At 46.3% G+C, this 17,346-nt stretch carries 22 protein-coding genes; all 22 read right to left on the bottom strand.

What is annotated here, in order from left to right; all coding sequences use genetic code 11:
* Nucleotides 1–666: type II secretion system F family protein (locus tag DCCM_RS11065; protein WP_133163955.1), on the bottom strand; the 666-nt coding region annotated here is incomplete at its 3' end.
* Nucleotides 660–1,985, bottom strand: a complete 1,326-nt coding sequence (locus DCCM_RS11060) for a TadA family conjugal transfer-associated ATPase (protein WP_104372462.1) — start codon at nucleotides 1,983–1,985, stop codon at nucleotides 660–662. The genes DCCM_RS11065 and DCCM_RS11060, both read right to left, overlap by 7 nt.
* 16 nt (nucleotides 1,986–2,001) lie before the next feature.
* A complete protein-coding gene (cpaB, locus tag DCCM_RS11055) occupies nucleotides 2,002–2,913 on the bottom strand; it encodes a Flp pilus assembly protein CpaB (protein ID WP_104372461.1) in 912 nt (303 codons plus the stop codon).
* A 490-nt stretch (nucleotides 2,914–3,403) separates the two neighbouring features.
* Entirely contained in the window at nucleotides 3,404–6,676 is a 3,273-nt protein-coding gene (locus tag DCCM_RS11050; RefSeq protein ID WP_128739140.1) for an Athe_2463 domain-containing protein, read from the bottom strand.
* 15 nt (nucleotides 6,677–6,691) lie between these two features.
* Nucleotides 6,692–7,192, bottom strand: a complete 501-nt coding sequence (locus DCCM_RS11045) for a hypothetical protein (RefSeq protein WP_104372459.1) — start codon at nucleotides 7,190–7,192, stop codon at nucleotides 6,692–6,694.
* 21 nt (nucleotides 7,193–7,213) lie between these two features.
* Nucleotides 7,214–8,212, bottom strand: coding sequence for a copper amine oxidase N-terminal domain-containing protein (locus DCCM_RS11040; protein WP_165792119.1), 999 nt, complete (start codon nucleotides 8,210–8,212; stop codon nucleotides 7,214–7,216).
* Between the two features lie 272 nt (nucleotides 8,213–8,484).
* On the bottom strand, nucleotides 8,485–8,784 hold the full coding sequence (locus tag DCCM_RS11030) for an AbrB/MazE/SpoVT family DNA-binding domain-containing protein (RefSeq protein WP_104372456.1): 300 nt from the start codon (nucleotides 8,782–8,784) through the stop codon (nucleotides 8,485–8,487).
* 142 nt (nucleotides 8,785–8,926) lie between these two features.
* The gene (locus DCCM_RS11025; protein ID WP_104372455.1) at nucleotides 8,927–9,196 is read right to left on the bottom strand and encodes a hypothetical protein; all 270 of its coding nucleotides are present in this window, start codon (nucleotides 9,194–9,196) and stop codon (nucleotides 8,927–8,929) included.
* An 85-nt stretch (nucleotides 9,197–9,281) separates the two neighbouring features.
* Nucleotides 9,282–9,491, bottom strand: coding sequence for a hypothetical protein (locus DCCM_RS11020; RefSeq protein WP_104372454.1), 210 nt, complete (start codon nucleotides 9,489–9,491; stop codon nucleotides 9,282–9,284).
* A 191-nt stretch (nucleotides 9,492–9,682) separates the two neighbouring features.
* A complete protein-coding gene (locus DCCM_RS11015; RefSeq protein ID WP_104372453.1) occupies nucleotides 9,683–10,465 on the bottom strand; it encodes a glycoside hydrolase family 25 protein in 783 nt (260 codons plus the stop codon).
* Between the two features lie 50 nt (nucleotides 10,466–10,515).
* Nucleotides 10,516–10,677 carry a hypothetical protein gene (locus DCCM_RS18630; protein WP_165792118.1) on the bottom strand — a complete coding sequence of 54 codons (162 nt, stop codon included), beginning with the start codon at nucleotides 10,675–10,677 and terminating at the stop codon, nucleotides 10,516–10,518.
* Between the two features lie 43 nt (nucleotides 10,678–10,720).
* Nucleotides 10,721–11,107, bottom strand: coding sequence for a hypothetical protein (locus DCCM_RS11005; protein ID WP_104372451.1), 387 nt, complete (start codon nucleotides 11,105–11,107; stop codon nucleotides 10,721–10,723).
* Nucleotides 11,108–11,118: 11 nt separating this feature from the next.
* Entirely contained in the window at nucleotides 11,119–11,394 is a 276-nt protein-coding gene (locus DCCM_RS18320; protein WP_128739139.1) for a hypothetical protein, read from the bottom strand.
* A gap of 6 nt (nucleotides 11,395–11,400) precedes the next feature.
* Entirely contained in the window at nucleotides 11,401–11,739 is a 339-nt protein-coding gene (locus DCCM_RS11000) for a hypothetical protein (protein ID WP_104372450.1), read from the bottom strand.
* A gap of 2 nt (nucleotides 11,740–11,741) precedes the next feature.
* A complete protein-coding gene (locus tag DCCM_RS10995; RefSeq protein ID WP_104372449.1) occupies nucleotides 11,742–12,596 on the bottom strand; it encodes a hypothetical protein in 855 nt (284 codons plus the stop codon).
* Between the two features lie 15 nt (nucleotides 12,597–12,611).
* On the bottom strand, nucleotides 12,612–13,004 hold the full coding sequence (locus DCCM_RS10990; protein WP_104372448.1) for a phage tail-collar fiber domain-containing protein: 393 nt from the start codon (nucleotides 13,002–13,004) through the stop codon (nucleotides 12,612–12,614).
* Entirely contained in the window at nucleotides 13,004–13,810 is an 807-nt protein-coding gene (locus tag DCCM_RS10985) for a putative phage tail protein (RefSeq protein WP_104372447.1), read from the bottom strand. The genes DCCM_RS10990 and DCCM_RS10985 overlap by 1 nt, the downstream gene beginning before the upstream one ends.
* Nucleotides 13,807–14,922, bottom strand: a complete 1,116-nt coding sequence (locus DCCM_RS10980; RefSeq protein WP_165792117.1) for a baseplate J/gp47 family protein — start codon at nucleotides 14,920–14,922, stop codon at nucleotides 13,807–13,809. The genes DCCM_RS10985 and DCCM_RS10980 overlap by 4 nt, the downstream gene beginning before the upstream one ends.
* On the bottom strand, nucleotides 14,919–15,305 hold the full coding sequence (locus tag DCCM_RS10975) for a GPW/gp25 family protein (protein ID WP_104372445.1): 387 nt from the start codon (nucleotides 15,303–15,305) through the stop codon (nucleotides 14,919–14,921). Before DCCM_RS10975 ends, DCCM_RS10980 begins: the two co-directional genes overlap by 4 nt.
* A 4-nt stretch (nucleotides 15,306–15,309) precedes the next feature.
* Nucleotides 15,310–15,675, bottom strand: coding sequence for a hypothetical protein (locus DCCM_RS10970; RefSeq protein ID WP_128739138.1), 366 nt, complete (start codon nucleotides 15,673–15,675; stop codon nucleotides 15,310–15,312).
* An 11-nt stretch (nucleotides 15,676–15,686) separates the two neighbouring features.
* A complete protein-coding gene (locus DCCM_RS10965) occupies nucleotides 15,687–16,751 on the bottom strand; it encodes a phage late control D family protein (protein WP_104372443.1) in 1,065 nt (354 codons plus the stop codon).
* A gap of 4 nt (nucleotides 16,752–16,755) precedes the next feature.
* Nucleotides 16,756–17,346: a LysM peptidoglycan-binding domain-containing protein gene (locus DCCM_RS10960; RefSeq protein WP_104372442.1), complete on the bottom strand. Its 591-nt coding sequence runs from the start codon at nucleotides 17,344–17,346 to the stop codon at nucleotides 16,756–16,758.

Raw genomic sequence — 17,346 nt, 5'->3', positions numbered from 1 at the left:
TAAAAGCTGAGCAAAGAAGGCCCCGTATTCGTAGTTTAAATTTTTTCCCAAACGGTGGAAGGCGGTATCCGGATCAAACCCTGCCTTAATGTCCCTTATGCACTGCTCCAGAACGCTTTTAACCGGCTGGGGGGCGTTCCGTGCAGTTGTCTCCAGCGCCCTGGTGACCTGGGGATTGCTGGAGAATTCGGCCCCGAAAAGGCTTGCAACAGGCGCCAGCTGCTTTTGAAGCTTTTCTATTTTACGCTGTTTTGAGCTGGAGAAAATTTGCTGTGGCAAGTACACCGCCGCCAGCACCAGGGCGAACGCGGCCACTATGTTCTTTAAGTAAAAATAACCCATAAAAAAGCCAACGGCAGCCAGCAGCAACGCTACGGGCAGATAGATGGCCGCGGGCACACCGGTTGACATTACGAATTGTTTGATTTTTTGGAGATATATATCTGCCAGATCCTTATTTCTAACAGCCTTGTTTTTTCCTATTGCCTTTTGAATACCCATGGGCATGGCTCGCAGTGTCCGCTGGTAGATGTATTTGTCAATCAAACCTCTCAGGCCCGGAGCCAGACCCTCCAGACATTGCTTTAACAGCACGCCTCCCGCCACCGCCGCGGACAGCCCGAATATCATCGACAACAACCATAGTGTTTGATTATGGGTTAACATGTGAAATCAGCCGCCCTCATCTGTTCAGGTGTTACCCCGTGTTTTACGAATCTTTCCATGAACCGGCTGCTCGGCTTGTTGGGGAATACCCAGCCGCCAATTAAAAAATTGTCCCCCTCCGGTACCCATTTACATAAGTCGTTGAACACTATTCTGTCGTCCTCCACATATACCTCAGTCACCCGGATAATTTTCTTTATCCCGGCTATTGGCGATGAATACATCTGGATAATTACATTGAATGCCGAAGCCGCCTCCAGCCGCACAAGCTCCAGGGGAAGGTTTTTTCCTTCTTCGATATTCATCATGGCCAGGCCGTTAATAGCTTCTTCCACGCTGGAGGTATGTATTGTTGCTATTGTCCCGTCATGGCCGCGCAGACAGGCCTTAATGGCCTCCTCGGCTTCCCCCCGGCCCCTTATTTCACCGACGATGATTATATCCGGCGTCAGGTGTAAAGTTAGACGAAACAAGGATTTAAGCGTTACCCCCTTGCCGGGATCCTCTTCAAACTCCACTACATTGAGATATGGATAGCGTTTGCCCAGTTCCAGTTCAAATTTATTTTCCAGGGTAATTAACCTCAAGGATTTGTGCATGAAACTCACCAGGTGCTGAAGCAAAGATGTTTTGGCGGTATTGGTTCCGCCGGAGATTAAAATATTTCCCCGGCCATTTACCAATAGCTCCAACAGCCTGTACACCTTTTCGTTTAAAGTGCCGGCCCGGGTGAGATTTTCCAGGGTATATTCAAAGGTGCCCAGTTTCCGCAGGCTGATGATGGGGTGTTTCGTAACCGGCGGTATAGCCGCCGTAATCCTGTTGCCGTCCGCCCGTTTGGACTCAACATAAGGATTGCTGGTGGTTATGCTAACATTGTCGTGAAGTATCAGCCGGTTGATTAGCTCCTTGATTCTCTCATCGTTGGGAAACTTAATATCTACCCTTTCCCATATTCCTTTGCGCAGCACATGGATATGGTCGGGGCCGTTAACATCAATCTCCTGCACCTCCGGGTCATTATATAACTCCTCAAGTATATCCAGACCCCAAACAGATTTGTATACCTCCCAGGCCGCCTTTTCATCGGTCAGCCCTTCAACGTTTATGTTGTACAGGGCCATAAAATCGGTAATCAGCGTTACCGCCTCCAGGGCTGCTCCAGGATAGCCGGCGCAGGCCCTTTGCATAACGGTGTCCCGCCTGCTTGATAAAGACTCCGGAAGCCTGTCTTTATCAACGATGGTTTCCGCAAATATCTCCTGGAACTTTTCAGGGGACAGCTCCCCAACCTTAACAAATTTATGTACTGTGGCCACTTTAATCCTTGCCCCCCTATTGAGTTATATTTTTTTCGTTGCCGCCGGCTTCTTCGGGTTCCTCCGCCGGATTGGCCCGTTTGTCAGGCTCTTGTTCCCTTGTCCCGGTTTTTGTTTTCGGGCTTTCTTGCCGGGTTGGGATTGACGTTTGTTCCTGCGGAACAACAGGTTCATTAATTGCTACCGGAACAGACTGGGCCGCCGCCGTTTGAACAGAAGCTGCCCGGTTAACTTTTGAAAAGACCACATCGCCGCTGATGGCGGCCTGTGCCACTATTGCCGCGTTATCCCGGTTCACGATGACAATAGCTATAAAGGTTTCATTTTTTGTTGCGTCGTCAACGCTGGCGGAGACCGCCTGCTGTACCATGCTGCCGGCTTTTTGGGTCACCTGGGTTATGGCCTGGCCGGCGCTTTTCCCCTTTATCTCCATGACCTTTGCCCCCTGGGATATCAGGACTGCCGGCAGTTCGGGATTGCTTATCCAATACAAGTCCACGATGTCCCCCGGCATAATCGTCCCTCCTACGCTTTTAACGGAGTTAGACGGGATGGCGATGGCCCTTTCCGTGGGCTGCAGGGATAGGCCGGGATCTGAAAGCTTTTCTTTTCGTATTTGCTCCCCGGCAAAAATAACGGTGCCGGCCATTTTGCCCACCACCTCTTTTGGATTCTGCACCGTCCCGGGCTCCTGGGCGCCCTTGGGGGCGTTACGCCAGCCTAAATAATCCTGGGTTATTACGGTGTACGGCATTATGTCCCGCCCTGCCACCAGCACCCGGGTGATTTCCTGGTTGTTCATGCTGTACTGGCGCAGGGCATAGGCGCTGGCCACGGCGATAACCAAGCTTGCCACAACAGCAATTCTAAGTGGCCAGCTGCTTTTTTCTGTTTTTCCAAAGGGTAGGGACAGTCTTCTTTTGAACAATTTTTTGTTTCACTCCTTCCTTAAAAAAGTTTCTTTTAAAAAAAGCAACTCCCGCTTTGCAGAAGCTACTATTTACTTGTTTGTATGTCCATCTATTATTTTCACCACGCATTCTTTTATATTTCAATTTCATCCGGACGAATATTGTCGTATAATTATCCAGAATATAAGGCCAATTACTGGCATTCCCAGTTCATAACCACTTTTTATCTGAAAAAGTTACACATGACTTTAGCATAATAACAAAAAATTTTTCCCAAAACACACTTTTCTATGGAATTACTCACTTATCTGTTATAGGATTAATTAATAAAAGTAACTTATCCAACAAAATTGTAGTGATTGACCATTGTATAACCAAAACATTTTTACTAAAGAAAAAGAAGAAAGCCAGGCTTTTTATTATGAAAATCAACTCTTGATTTTGCTTGAAAGCAGTGGCTCTTGCATTTCTGCAAGAGCCACTATTATTTCACGTAAAATAATTATTTTAATAACTCAACCTGTAAATATAGTCTATATTTGCTGGCACCAGCGCCGGGCAAAGGTTGCTTTTGTCCAGCTTTGAAAAATCCTTTTCAGTGTAATCAGCCTTGAGGTTCGCAAAGGCTTCCTTGAAGATAAACTGCCTCTCGTCAATCAAATCTTTAATTCGATTATGCGCAAACGCCACGTTCAAATCGTCAAAACCGGAGTACAGATTATTCCCTTCCCTGCAGCCCAATGACCCCAGTTTGGGAGCCGGTGCTATGGGTATTTCCCCCACATAGTCCGGGGATACTTTCACGGCTATTTTATTGAAGGTTATTTTTATCTCCAGTGGTCCGGTTATCCTGTAATACTCATACTCACGGTTACTTATCCTCTCTTCCTTTGTTCCGGGATAGTTTTTGCCCACCCAGTCCATAAGGCTGCCCATATTGCCCATGGTTTGCGCTTCACCGGCTGGGACGGTCTTTCTAAAGGTTTGCTCATAGGTCTTGACCGTCTCCCTGGGATTGCCGAATTCATCTTTCAGCTCTCTCGTATCATAAGTAAACTCGCCTTTTTCAACGTCGCTAACAGTGAATGCCGCCTTCACCGTTACCTCAACGTCCTCCGGCCAGTTTGTGTTATTGGTGAAAACCATGTCTCCAGCCTCATTTACCGCGCAGCTGCCCGGCGGCGGTATTTCCCCCCTTACCAGGGCGTACCCCGGCTCCACACCGGCTTCCTCCACGGTTCCGAGGTTTGGATTGTCGCCCACGGGCATAAATTTATATTTGGGAACGAAGCAAGGTTTCAGGAAAATTCCCGGCATAAAATAATTTTTAAAAGCCAGCCTGGATATTGTCAACTGCCCCTGGGTGGTTTGCTTTAAATAGTGGTCGTAGTCGCTATCATAATAGGGCGCCGGCCCGGAAACTTCGCATTTACTTGCCAGTTCAGGCTCCGCATACCTGGGTATTATGAAATAGCCCTCTTCCTCGGAGTGACATTCAAAGGGGTTTAGCCAGCCGCCCTGGGTCTCCTTTCCTTCTTTATGGTAGCCCTGGCCGTTTGCGCTGCTGACATTAAGCATCCAGGCCGGCCCTCCCGGAGCGTTAAAGCCGGTTACCCCGGTGAGCACGTTGATATGCTGCCAGCCGTCATCACCCCCGGTTTCCAGAAAATTATCCACCTTCGCGTAAAGTTTTTGCCCGCCTTTGAATTCCGCCGTGGTGGTTAATTTATTGCCCCAGTTGTCCACCATAATTTTGCTGGTGGTTGGGAACCGGTTGTTGTTTACCATTTCCACCAGTATGGTTTTATCTTCCGATTTATAATTGACCCAGGTTTTCTTGCGTTTTTTCTCCTCATTCATTTCTCCGTATATGCCGCCGTCCATTCTGCCAGACAGGGTGCGCCAGCCATTTGCCGCCTTGGGGTAAATCACCTTGGTGCTTTTTTCACCAACCGCCTCTTGCAAAACGGTCACCTGCCGTATATATCCCACCCCGGTGAAGACGCCGTTGTCGTTACACTGGGCAAATACTTCTTCCGTTTTTCCGTTTATTGCAGTTCGTATCCAAACACCTTGAACGGTAATTCCGTTAATGTCCTCCGTTTTGAGGTACAGCCCGCTGGCGCTTCTTGAAGCTTGCATATCGCTCCTGCTTCTATAACCCCCATCCCGGGAAGACGGCCACAGTATGGCCCTTACTTTTGCCTTTGGCAAGGGGGCGGGCGGCGGTATGTTTACCTGCGTCCATGTTACTTCCACATGGTCCAAATATCCGGCCCCGGCCTCAAACGCGCCTATGGTATGGTTAAGGCCTCCCTGGTATTTCTCTGGTTCTTCCCTGGCGGTTATGGTGGCCAAGGTAACATTGTCGTCGTAGGTTTCCTCCTCCCCGATGTCAGGGTCCACTATTTTCTGCCATGCTCCATACGCGTCCGTCAGGTTAATGGTGGCCGCTATGTCCACCTCGCCGGCGTCAAAGGCCTCCGATCCGTCCCAGGACCAGCTTTCGTATGTTATCGTGTCATCGCCGGTCAGAAAGAAATGAGAAGTACCTTTACCTTCAAAACCATCACCCGCATCCAGCCACCATTGAATCTGGGCCGGCTTTCCCTTGGCTTTTTCAGGCAGGTTTACTATTTTGAAGGTGGCCCGGATTTTATAGTCACCCTCTGATTCTATTTCATCCACCGGTATTCCGGCCTGGGTTACCTGCACACTCTGGGCTATCAGGTTAGCCTGACTGCCTATATACGGAGGGGGCGGAGGCGGTTGGGGCACTGTCCCGCCGCTTCCGCCGTCCTGAAGCACGGGTATGCTTTTGGAGTTTTCATTGTTGCTATACCTGTTGTCCTCGTTAATGGGGTGTGGGCCCGCAATACCTCCGTTAATTTTACTGAAAAGAGTTACACTGGCGGCGCCGGGAGGAGCTGTCCATTGAACTACAACCTGTTTTAAATCTTCAATCTGCATGTCCTGCTCTTTTATTGTCTGATTGTTCAATTGGACTACAACATGGACAGGCGGTAAGTCCTTAAAGTTACCATCCTCCTGGGTAAGGTTAATTCTTGCGGTATATTCCTGGCCTGGCACCGCCTGGTCCGTTCCCGGGCTGATAGCCGGCACACCAAAATCCGGGTGGGGATCGGGCGGGTTGGGATCTTTGAAATTCACCCGAAACGTCTCGTACCAGTTCTTCCCCTCATGGAACTCCCGTAAAGTCCCCTCCATCCCGCCCAGGCCCTCAAGCCAGGGCGTGCCCTGAACATACCAATAATCGCAGCAACTGGGGTATGTCAGCATATAACTCGGCATGTTTTGGGGAACTTGTTTTAATACGTACTCCCACATTTCCCGGGGAAGCTCAATAGAATTATCAGGGCAGTATCTATCGCCTGTGTTTGGATTTCTTGTATTCCAAGGCTCTTTTATATATTTTCTTTCATTGTGCGGCAGGTGTATCCCCGGATCGTCTGGGAACAAATCGTTTGTGTAGGGGAATCCATCAGCCGTAAACCCCAAATACCTCCATTGTCCGTCCCTGTATTCCTGTTCAGGTTTAATATCAGGGCGGTATTTTTTCACATCTTCCGGAGTTCCGAATACCGTGGTGTTATTATCTATGGCATAAGTTTTATCTAATTTAATTTTTACTTCTTCTTTTCCTTTTACGTAAGTAATGTATATAAATAAACTATTTTCACCAGCTTCATCAGCAAAAGAGTGACAAGGAAAGAATATGGCTAGTATGCAAGCCAAAGCCAATATTTTACGCAACATCATGTCTACCTCCTCTTCTTAAAAGGGTAAAAGCATACAAATATATACTGTTCCGTCATAATCCTGCCAGGTTGTTATGTCCAGGTACGGGCCTTTGCCTTCCGTACCCTTTTGATATTCAATTTTTCCATTCGTAAACACTCCATTCTTTACCTTTAAGCAATTGTCTTCAAGTGCCTTGTCTATTTCACCATTCCAATCTCTAAAATGTTTATGCACAATTTTTTCTATGCTTTTAATATCGACTTGCTCCGAGCTTTTGGGACGCAAATTAATGCCTATGTATTCCTTTTGGGCATCCATTTGGCATCTTATCGTATACGCGTCATTCCTGTAGAACCATTCATTATTTGGCACAGGTCTCATCTTGATTGACAATGTTTTTTCGATGTAGCCGACATTTTCCGGGGTATTGTTTTCGATATTTTTTTGCTGCTGTCCGAGGTAAAAAAATATCCCTGTGCCTATTGCCAGCAAAGCAAAAAAAAGAAAACAACACTTGATTGTTTTCTTTGACACTTATGAATGCCTCCCGTATTTTCAATTAAAATACATATATATTACAACCTGTTTACCACCATTACGCCAATTTTCTATTTCCAACAGTGGAGCCTTATAGGGATCACCATATCTATAAACAATTTTATGCGGTTCCCAAACTGAACCGTTCTTCTTGGCATCAGCCACATTATCCATGAAACATTTATATGCTTCATCAGCCTGTTGAGGAAAAAACTTTTCCAGAGCTTTTTTGAATTTTGGATAAACCTCCGGAGGGGCATCCACTATGTGGAAGCTCTTATCCGCCTGCCTTTGTGGAAATATGCCAATCATAATACATTTGCATTTTTGGGTTTTATTTAAGTAATAACCTAATCCGCTATAACCAACCATTAAAAATTTATCTTTGTAATCCCAACCATGGCCATCTCCCACAAGATTCTTCATCTCAACCCCAAAGGCGCTTTCCAAAAAAACCACTTCAGCAGGTTTCGGCGCCCCTTTATATATTGGCTGGGGTTTGGGCGCTTGCAGTTGCAGCAGGGCCTCTCCAGCCCTGGCCGGTCTTATGTGAACCGCATTGGCCGTTTCATTCCAGTCAACCCCGTAACCCAACGCCTCCGCCACCCACCTGGCGGGGAGCATTGTTCGGCCATTGGTTATTTCCGGCTCAATATCCAACTGATACTTCTTATCATCCAGGGCCATTACCGATGAGCCGACCACAAGGCTTATTTTTTTGTCCCCGAACAGCCAAACGGTCTGTGACGCTTCGTCCCACTGCACCTTTGCGCCCAAGGCCTGGGCAAGATAGCGAACCGGTATGTAGGTTCTGCCGTTTTTGGTGTACGGCGCGACATCAAGTTCTTTTTCCCGGCCGTCAACGGTGTATGCAGTTTTCCCCAGGGTGAATATTACATCGTGTTTATCGCTTTCTTCGGCATGCGCCGGGGTAGGAGTGATAAATTTCAGGCTAATTGTAAATAGGGCCAGAATGATAACAACCAGAAAAGCAATTAGGGCATTTCGTTTTCGCATTTTAACACCACCTCGTATCATAACTAAATGACAAAGATCAAATTTTCTTCAAAACGTCGTGATGCCCGATAGCATGAAGAACAAGGGTGTCACTATTTTGTTCAAATATTATTCTAATATCCTTATTTACATAAGCTTCCCAGAAAAGCGTTCCCTTGATCCTATGTATTTGTAAAGACGGATGTCTAGGATTATCGGACAAAAAACGCAGCGCCTTCCCTGATTGTTTTCGTTCAATTCCGGATAACTTCCAAAAATCTTTCTCAAAGGGTTCAGTCAGAATGATTGTCGGCATCATCTTCACCCAATTCTTTTAAAAGGTCACCGGAATTCGTAAATGTCTTTATCTTCCCCTCTTTAATGGCTTCATCACTTTGCTTCATTTTTTGCTGCCATTCTTCAGACCAAAAATATTCCTGACTTTTGTCATGCCATGCTACAGGCCTGATAAAAACTCCGCCATCTCGAATTTCTAACGCAACATGATCGCCTTCCTTGATAGCAATCTTTTTGGCAATTTGAGCTAAACTTACCAACATCCTTTTTTGAACCTGCTGAATCACCTCAGGCATTATTGCAGCACCCCCATATAAACATCTTTGCTGTAATTACAGTTTATATAATTTGGATCATTCTGTCAATTCTTTTCAATTGTTCTTTTCGGGCGGTGCCAAAAAAAGCATGTCCGCCTTTCATCCCCGCCCTTCGCTTTATTCAGGACGTGGACTTCTCGGCAGGAAAGTTAATTATCTCAATAGACCGTACATGTTTGATGTTTGATACACCGCCACCCTCATTGATTTCTTGATAATAGTGAACATTAATATAATAGCCATTCTTAATATTCATATTTTTAAATTTTCTTTTCATATCGCTGTCAAGACTAAGTATTTCTATTCCATTTTCGGTTTTAACTCTTATTTTTCCTAGTTGATAGCCGATATAAATACCTTTAGAATAACCTCCAGTTGGTATAGGCTGCATTGGTATATGCCGCCTTTTGGATAAATCGTCCTCACAGCCTCGGACAAAAAGAAAAATAATAAAAGCTGCCGCAAATAATTTATATTTACTTACTCAACCTGTAAATATAGTCTATATTTGCCGGTACCAGCGCCGGGCAAAGGTTGCTTTTATCCAGCTTTGAAAATTCCTTTTCAGGGTAATCAGCCTCTATTTTCGCAAAGGCTCCCTCGAAGATAAACTGCCTCTCCGCAACCATCTTTTTAACGTCGTTAAAGGCGAAGGCCACATCTTTATCGCCAAATCCGGAGTACACGTCATTACCGGCCCCGCATCCCCGGGTGAAGCGTCTCACACAAAATGTCCAAAATTCTCACGCAAAATTTCCAAAATTGTTTTCGTATAACTATACAAGAAGCGGTGGGGGATAACACCCCCTCCGCTTTAGTATATCTATAGGTTAAGCAGTCTATGGCATCATTATTTAAAAACAAATTTTCTCAAACCTTATTTGGTAGGCTGTCCAGAAGCTTTTCTAAGCTCATTCGCCAGCCGATTGCACTCCATTTTTTCTTTCGGGTCTGTAACAAAGTTATACAGAGGTCCTAAGAAAGCAGCGATAATTTTGTTTGCGTCTTCAGGTTTCATCTTATAACCCCCATAGACAGATATTAGCTTTTCTAAAGTCCCGTGGTACTCGTTTGTGTCAACATTTCCAGAAATACCTGAAACAGCACCTGAATCAGTATACTGGAGGAATGTCCACTGGCTCCAGCCTCCTGCATTCGGTGGCTGACTAACGCCATACCTGGCAAACCATAAAGGATATACAGCTAAGGATTTATCCAGATAATTAACAGCCATATCATTATTTGCATATATAAGTGGTGTTTTTCCTGAAGCCTTTTTCACTTTCTCAAGCCATTCATGGCAAACGGCGGTTATATTTGCTTTAGTGATACCTTCTTTTGTTTCTATATCCAGAACAGACGGCAAATTAAGCAGATAAAAGCCACCAACCGAGATGATAGTGTTAATGAAGTGGTCAGCTTCTTTTTGTGCTTCCGCCACATCTTTAGCCCGGCAAAAGTGATATGCTCCAACGAGGATACCGACTGCCCTGGCATTTATGATGTTTTTAGCGAACTGTTTATCTTCTATGGATTTACCTTCTGTGGCTTTCAGAAAAGCGAAAGAAGTACCAGCTGCCTTGACTTTTTTCCAATCAATATCTCCTTGCCATATTGAAACATCTATACCTTTGGCATTTTGAGGGCTACGTGTTTGCATTTCTGTTTTTCACTCTCCTTTGACGAAACTCAATGCTGCGCATTTTAAGTCTATTGTGACGTTAACTTCCTAAGCATGTTTTCAATCCTGGCTTGATTCTCCAGAACGTCCGAAAGCATTTCATAAATCATGTCATTAGTAATCTTCGACGGTTTGCCTTCCTGCTTTCTCTGGACCTGACGCTGTTTTATCTGCTCAAGTTCAACACGCATAGAATCTATCGGAACATGAAAATGATTCCCCGTTTTCTCAGCTTTAGGCACTAGCAATCACCGTCACTTTCCCGTTTTCAGCTTGTGGGTTAATTGATTCAATAACATACTCCCCAAGTTCGGCAGACGAAAAGGTTACTTCAGCAACTCCATTTACCGGGGTAATAACTGCCTGTGTTCCTGCAATATTAACAATAATATCAGTGTTGTCTGTTGGGTTGTCAATATAACTCCCGGTTTCTACGTCAAACCTCTGCCACTTAAAAGCAATAACAGCCATGTCCACACCATTATTTAAAATATTTGACTTGTCAGTGGTTACAGATGTTTTATGTTCAAAACAATAAAATTCTTTTATTATGGCCACCTGTGAGGGTGTTACAACTTCTTTTACTGTCATAACAACATTATCTATTACTTCAAAATTCATTTTATATCCTCCTATTCCAAAGCATACATAATTCCGGCATTTAAAGTAGTATTGCTTTTATATTCAAAACCTGTATTAAACCTAAAAAGCAATGGTACATCTCCAGATGGAGAAGGAGAGACAGAAGCATCACCTAAAACAACTACCCCATCAATGATTAATTTAACAATATCAGGACCATATATCAAATACACAAAACCTTTTCCAGTTACACTTAATCTAGTTGTCACTGAAACTCCAGAAGTCAAATTTGTAAAAAATTTTGGAGTTGCTTTTTTTAGATCCATATACCTTCACTCCAATACATATGCAATATTTATTTGAGGACTAGAACACTGGACATATAAGTTTGTTTCAAATGGTAACATAAAGAATAATCTATTATTTGGGGCAAAAGAAATACCATAATTATTAGGTGATTTTAATACTGTAACACCATCAATAATTAATTTTAATGCTACAGTTCCACCTGAAACATTAGATATTCCTATTAACATTCCTTTGCCTGAAACATTTAGAACTTGGTTTACAGCAGTGGCATTTTCTGTACCTTGACTATGTGACCATACAAGCGCCCCAAAATCAACCCCACCGCCACCATCATTTAACCCGCCTCTTACTATTCCCTGCATAGTTATACCACCTTTACTATGTAGTAATCGAAGGTAATGTCAGCGGATTCTGCAACAGTGCTAGTAATGGTGAATGACCCATTTGCACTTGTTACCTTCCATATCCCTTGCGGTGCAGTTCCCGAAGTAATAGTCACCACAACTAAACTGTTTACGGTACAAAAAGCATCGACAAAGGTTTGGGAAGTGTCGTTGTCGGTAAAGGTACCCGAACCAGACTTAAACTTCGCAATATCAGAAGCAACACCAATAACCCCGTTTTCATCTGCGGTGATGGTAGTACCGTTTACCTGCACATGCCCCAATACTGCTTGTGCCGCTTTTTCGGCCAAATGCGTATTAAGGTCCGCCGCAACTTCATCCACCCTGGCCGCCACATTCGGATCCTTTATGGTCCTGGTATCGGTTACTGTGGCAATAGCCCCGGCACCATCGGTTGTCACTGTAGCCACCGGCAGATAATTGGCCTGGGCGCTGTGAGCCGTCCCCCAGTGGTAGGTACCGTCCGGCTGAATATCCAGGTAGTAAGTCGCGGAGGACTGGGCCACCACAAAGAAGTTGGCATCCGCCTCAAACCTTGCCAATCCACCAGAGACTTGCTGCAGATATGCTACCCCGGATGTCACGTCAAGCTGCGTGGGTGTGCTGCCGTTTTTTGTGGCCACCATGCCGGCCACCACAAAACCGGAGGCAAATATGTCTTTAGCCAAGGTTTCCGCAAAAGCTCTTAGAAAAACATCGTTGTTGATGAGCCGCTCAAACAATGGATTGAATAGCTCTGGAGTGGCCGGCTCAATACCTAATAAGTGCAGATCCTGACTAAAATCTTTTGGGGCATGAATCGGTTGGTCAGCCATTTGTCACCAACTCCTTTATAGTTCAATGTCATGGTCAAAGATTAAAGATGTCTCATTATCTTTGGCCTTGCCAGCGAACGTCTTAATTACCGCCACATCACCATCAGCGTCAATAAGGGCTATTTCTGTGAGCACATTCCCGTTTAAATCGGGTTTGGCGAGGGTGCATGTTACCCGCGCCGTGGTGGCGGTAGGAAACGAATATCCATCAATGTTCTTCCGGCTGTCTGGTATTTCCGCCTCCAGGGCCGTTGCCGTGGCCACCGGGGGAACCGGTGTGAATGGATCCCCTGGCGCATGGCCACCGGTACCGAAAGCCATTTGAGTTATTTCCGGCAGCGGGGCATCCCCAACCATAGCTTTAGCCATTTTTTCCTTATAGGTATTTGTGGTAACCGCATTAGCCATTATGGCACCTCCGTTATGGTCAGGTTATGTTTAGCCGGGTGATGATATATCGTTTCTTTCACCCCGTCGAGCATGTGCGACCCATCCAATAGCCAGCTCCCATCTAACAGGAGCGGTATGTCTTCTTTTACTTCGTTGAACCACTGCTGGGTTTGCAAATGACCTTGGAGAGAATTTACCACACTGCCTGATTCCGCCCTGATGCCATCCAATAGCTGGCTGCCATCAAGCAACCAGGTGCCGTCCAAAAGAAGGGGTTTAACTTCGCCGCCATAAAAATTATTTGCTGATACTATATGACCTGTGATGGTTGCATCCAGAGATATTAATATCAGGGTTAGTATGGTAAGTAACGGGATAAATTCTAAATGGGCCGGTTTGACTTCTTCAACAGTTTTAATCATTTGTGAGTGCCACACTATGTCATCAATGGGTATTTTAGCTTCAAATGCATATTCACCCGGAATAACGCTAATCTTTGCGGTTTGATTCACCACAAACTGGTTTATAACCTGCTCAATTTTCTCCAGGGTCATTGTTGGAAAGCCGAACAGCTTGGCCAGCACCCTTGCCCGGCGAAGTTCTATTGTATCGCCAGCAGTGGGAACAATTCCAAGGTCTTTTTCCCACTGCTCAATGCCCCAGTTGGCTGCCTTTGCAAAAATCTGGTCTATCAAATCAAAGGTCAGGGTTTTAAGCTGGTCAAACTGTATACCCAGCACATCAAGCAGGGATCTGGTTTCTTCGACACTGTAGTACCGTGGGATCATGGCCAGCATTTCTAATGTGCTATTTGCCAAAGTCATGATAATGTCACCGTCCCGGGAACGGCCACGGATCCGCTGGCAATGGGTATATTAGCTGTGCCCTCATTGACAAGCAGGTCGGAGTAATCAATAACCCCTACAGTATCAAGAATCATTGTCCCAATCCTTGAATATCTGACCACGGTATCACCAGAAAAGGCAATGCTTTTCAAATAACCAATCAGCGCCGGCATAAAATCTGTTTGAATTTCTTCAATCGTTCTGGTGCCGTCAGTTATAATCGTCGCGGCAATGTCAACCGCCACAGAAGTGGCCGGCACCACCGTTACAGTTGCCCCAATAGGAGCCTTGCCTTCGCCCTGCCCCGGGTCAGGGGCAATATATGCCTGAACTGCATCAACAAGCTCTTGTGAGGCCGGGTTTTTATCGCCATCCAAAACGATTATTTTTACCGTCCCGCGCCCGGACCAGAGCGGTATAACCTGCACTCCACCGACACCATCAACCTCCAGCGCCCATTTTACATAATCTGCTTTGTTTCCGGATGTGCCTGGTGCCCGCAGGTATGCCAGGTAACGTTCCCGGAGTTCATCATCCGTCTCAACATCCACGCCGTTTTTAAGCCCCGGGGAGGCTACGGATATTGTCTCAATCAGACTAACCGCAATGCCGACTTGCTTTAGGGCCACACCCTCCTGGAGGTTCCCGGCAGCACCCACTTCAGTGGCCACCACGGAAACCTGTACAGAGGTTGAGCCAGCGGAGAAGGCGACATCTGTAGTGCTTTGCAATTCCACCAGGCCGTCCTCGGTCGCAAACATGGTTCCTGCCGGGATAAGTTCAGATATTGGTGCCGGCGTGCTCCGGCTGCATGATATATTTCCCGATGCCTTTTGCCCCTGGTTCCTGCTTAGACCACGTTCCGCAGCGCGCATATCAAGATAGCTTCCCGTTGTTGTTGCAGCGAAAAACAGATTTAACACCTGTTCAGCCGTGTAGTAGCTTTCATCGATTTTAGCTGCCGCAACTTCAAAAAATGTCCGCAATATTGAATTAGGGTTGAGATCCGAAAGTTTTGTCCCCTTTTCAATGAGCAAATCAATCATTTCTTGCAGTATTTGATCAAAGTTCTTAAATTCCGGGATACTCACAGAAGGCTTGCCTCCCATACAACATTATCGCTTCGCGGGTCATCAAGCAGCTTATAGGCAATGGTGAACCGTGCAATTCTATCCTCCGGAAAAATCTCAACACTGACCGTATCAACGGAAATTCGCGGCTCCTGGGCAAGACACTGGCGAATGGCAGTTATCGCCTTTCCTTTCCAGCTTTCCGTCATGATGTCCGACAAAATATCATATAGGGGGTTTCCATATCCCGGGTGGAAAAGCAGTTCGCCCACCGGTGTATTCAAACGGCGTATTACCGCGCTTTTTACATTTGCAGCATCGGCGGTTAGCTGGATATCACCCTGGTTTGATATCACAAGGTCATCCTTAAACGCCATGTCAACACCCAACTTGGGATTATCCACATTATCACATCCTTGCCACTATGACCCCCTGATTGATGTCGCCGGCCAGGAAGACCACAATTACCTCATCGCCTGTTCGTAAAGTCCCCCAGGTTACTTTTTTCACCGTGCCGGCGTGGCCGTTTATGTCAGTGAAAAGGGTAGAGGGGGGAGGGCTTTCCTTTGGCGGGTGCTGGATGGTGCTTGACGGGTCGGCTGTTATTACGGGCCTCTCCAGTTCGGCTTTTTCTTCATATACCAGATTTGCCGCCACCCGGATCCAATCAGTCTCCAGTTTCATCAGCGGGATAAAAACTTTAGCCTCTTTCCCATCAGGATTGTCCGGATCCGTCCGGAGCGACGTTACTATCCCTGCTTGTGGGTACATCATCTGAGGCACTTTTAAATCACCTTCGCATTGTTATCGTATAGGTCTTGCCGGTACTGCTGGGCATTATCGGGCCGCAGGTTCGTTATATCAAACGTGGTTGTGTATCCACCGGATTTGCTGTAACTATGACGTGCTTTTTCAATATAATAAGCCCCTTCAAGACGCCCGAAGCCTTTTGTTTCCACACGCTTTTCCGCTATCAAAAGCGGGTTTCCGAAGGTTCTGCCGGTACCGGTAACAACCGACCGGGACAACTCCTTTAATTTTCTGTCCGCGAATTGCTGGGCCAGGGCTACAGTTTTGGCCTTGCTTTCATAGATAACCCGTTCCTTCACCTGGCCGCCCATAGCCTTTAAAAGGCTTTGGTTAACCGCCGAGGCTTCTATAAGCCTTTTGTTTTTGCCCATCCAGTGCCGTATGGTAACTTTATTGATTACTCCGATTTCCGAGTCATCGAATTCTATTTCGCAATTTGCCTGGCCGGGTACCCGGTAATATAACGTGCTGACTATGTTTTCGTCATCTTCCTTCCGGGGACCGAAATACAATTCTTTCTCGCGGGTGACATAGCAAACGAAACCCTCCAGGTCCGCCAGGGCCTGCAGCACTTCCCATTCTTTTTTGTTTTCATACAGCTCCTTATCCACAATAACGGTTGTGGCAGTGACAACCGGTTTTAAGCCGTATTTTTTCCCGAACAGGGCTGCCAGTTGGCTGGAAGTCCGCTGCGCATAGGCCACTGAATATTCGGTGTCTATCATCGGAGCCGAATAGTCCCGGCATATTATTTTTACGGTGGTGCCATTGCCAAAGTTTGCCTTCAGCCCGTCCACCGTTCCGGTAAACATATGAGACAAATCGTTTTTTGTCCAGTTATTCGGGTCTTTGACGTATCCCAGGTACAGCTTCACTTCCTGGCGCTTTCTCAACCAGTCAGATAACAAAAGCTCATTTTTAAAGGTTGCTTCAAAACTGTCCGCCGCAAGGTATAAGGTGTTTTCAAATTCAAGATCAACCAGGTCCGTCCAGCGCACGTCAACCCCGGCGACTTCTACAGCTGCCCTGGGCGCTTCCATATCATCACCCCGAAATTACTATTTTTTGCCCAACCTGCAATTTGCTTGGATCCAGAATTTTATTTGCCGAGGCTATTTCCCGCCACCTCGTTCCATTGCCCAGGTTTTTTTGTGCCAGCGCCCAAAGGGTATCCCCCTGTTTGACGGTGTAGGTTTTCCCCTGGGGCTGCGTTTGGACCGTTGTTCCCGATGAGCCGGACTGCGCAGGTGCCTGCTGCAATACTTTGGACGGGGTTGGACTCACTGTGTCCACCACAAGCTCAATGCTATAGTTTACCCGGTTCTGCCGGAGCAGATCCCAGTCAAATTTCCGTATGCGCACATTCTTGCTGATTTCCGCATATATTCCCACCTGGAGGGCCACTGGCTGCCCGGCATTCTTCATGTTTTCAATTTCTACGGCCCGGGCATAAGCATTATCGTCAATAAAAACGCCGGTCCAGGATATGATGGTTTCATCAGCCCCCATGTCCTGGTATGTCGGGGCGGCCCCAGGAATATCTATTTTAGCGATTGCCCGGGGGTTTGAATAGTTTATTTGCCCCCGCGGGCCGGGGGTAACGGTAATACCGCCCAGCACAACCGTTTCAGCCAT

The sequence above is a fragment of the Desulfocucumis palustris genome (assembly GCF_002933875.1).
Lineage (GTDB): Bacteria > Bacillota > Desulfotomaculia > Desulfotomaculales > Desulfocucumaceae > Desulfocucumis > Desulfocucumis palustris.
The sequence above is the reverse complement of the archived record's forward strand: the minus strand, read 5'-3'. Positions and strand labels throughout refer to the sequence as shown.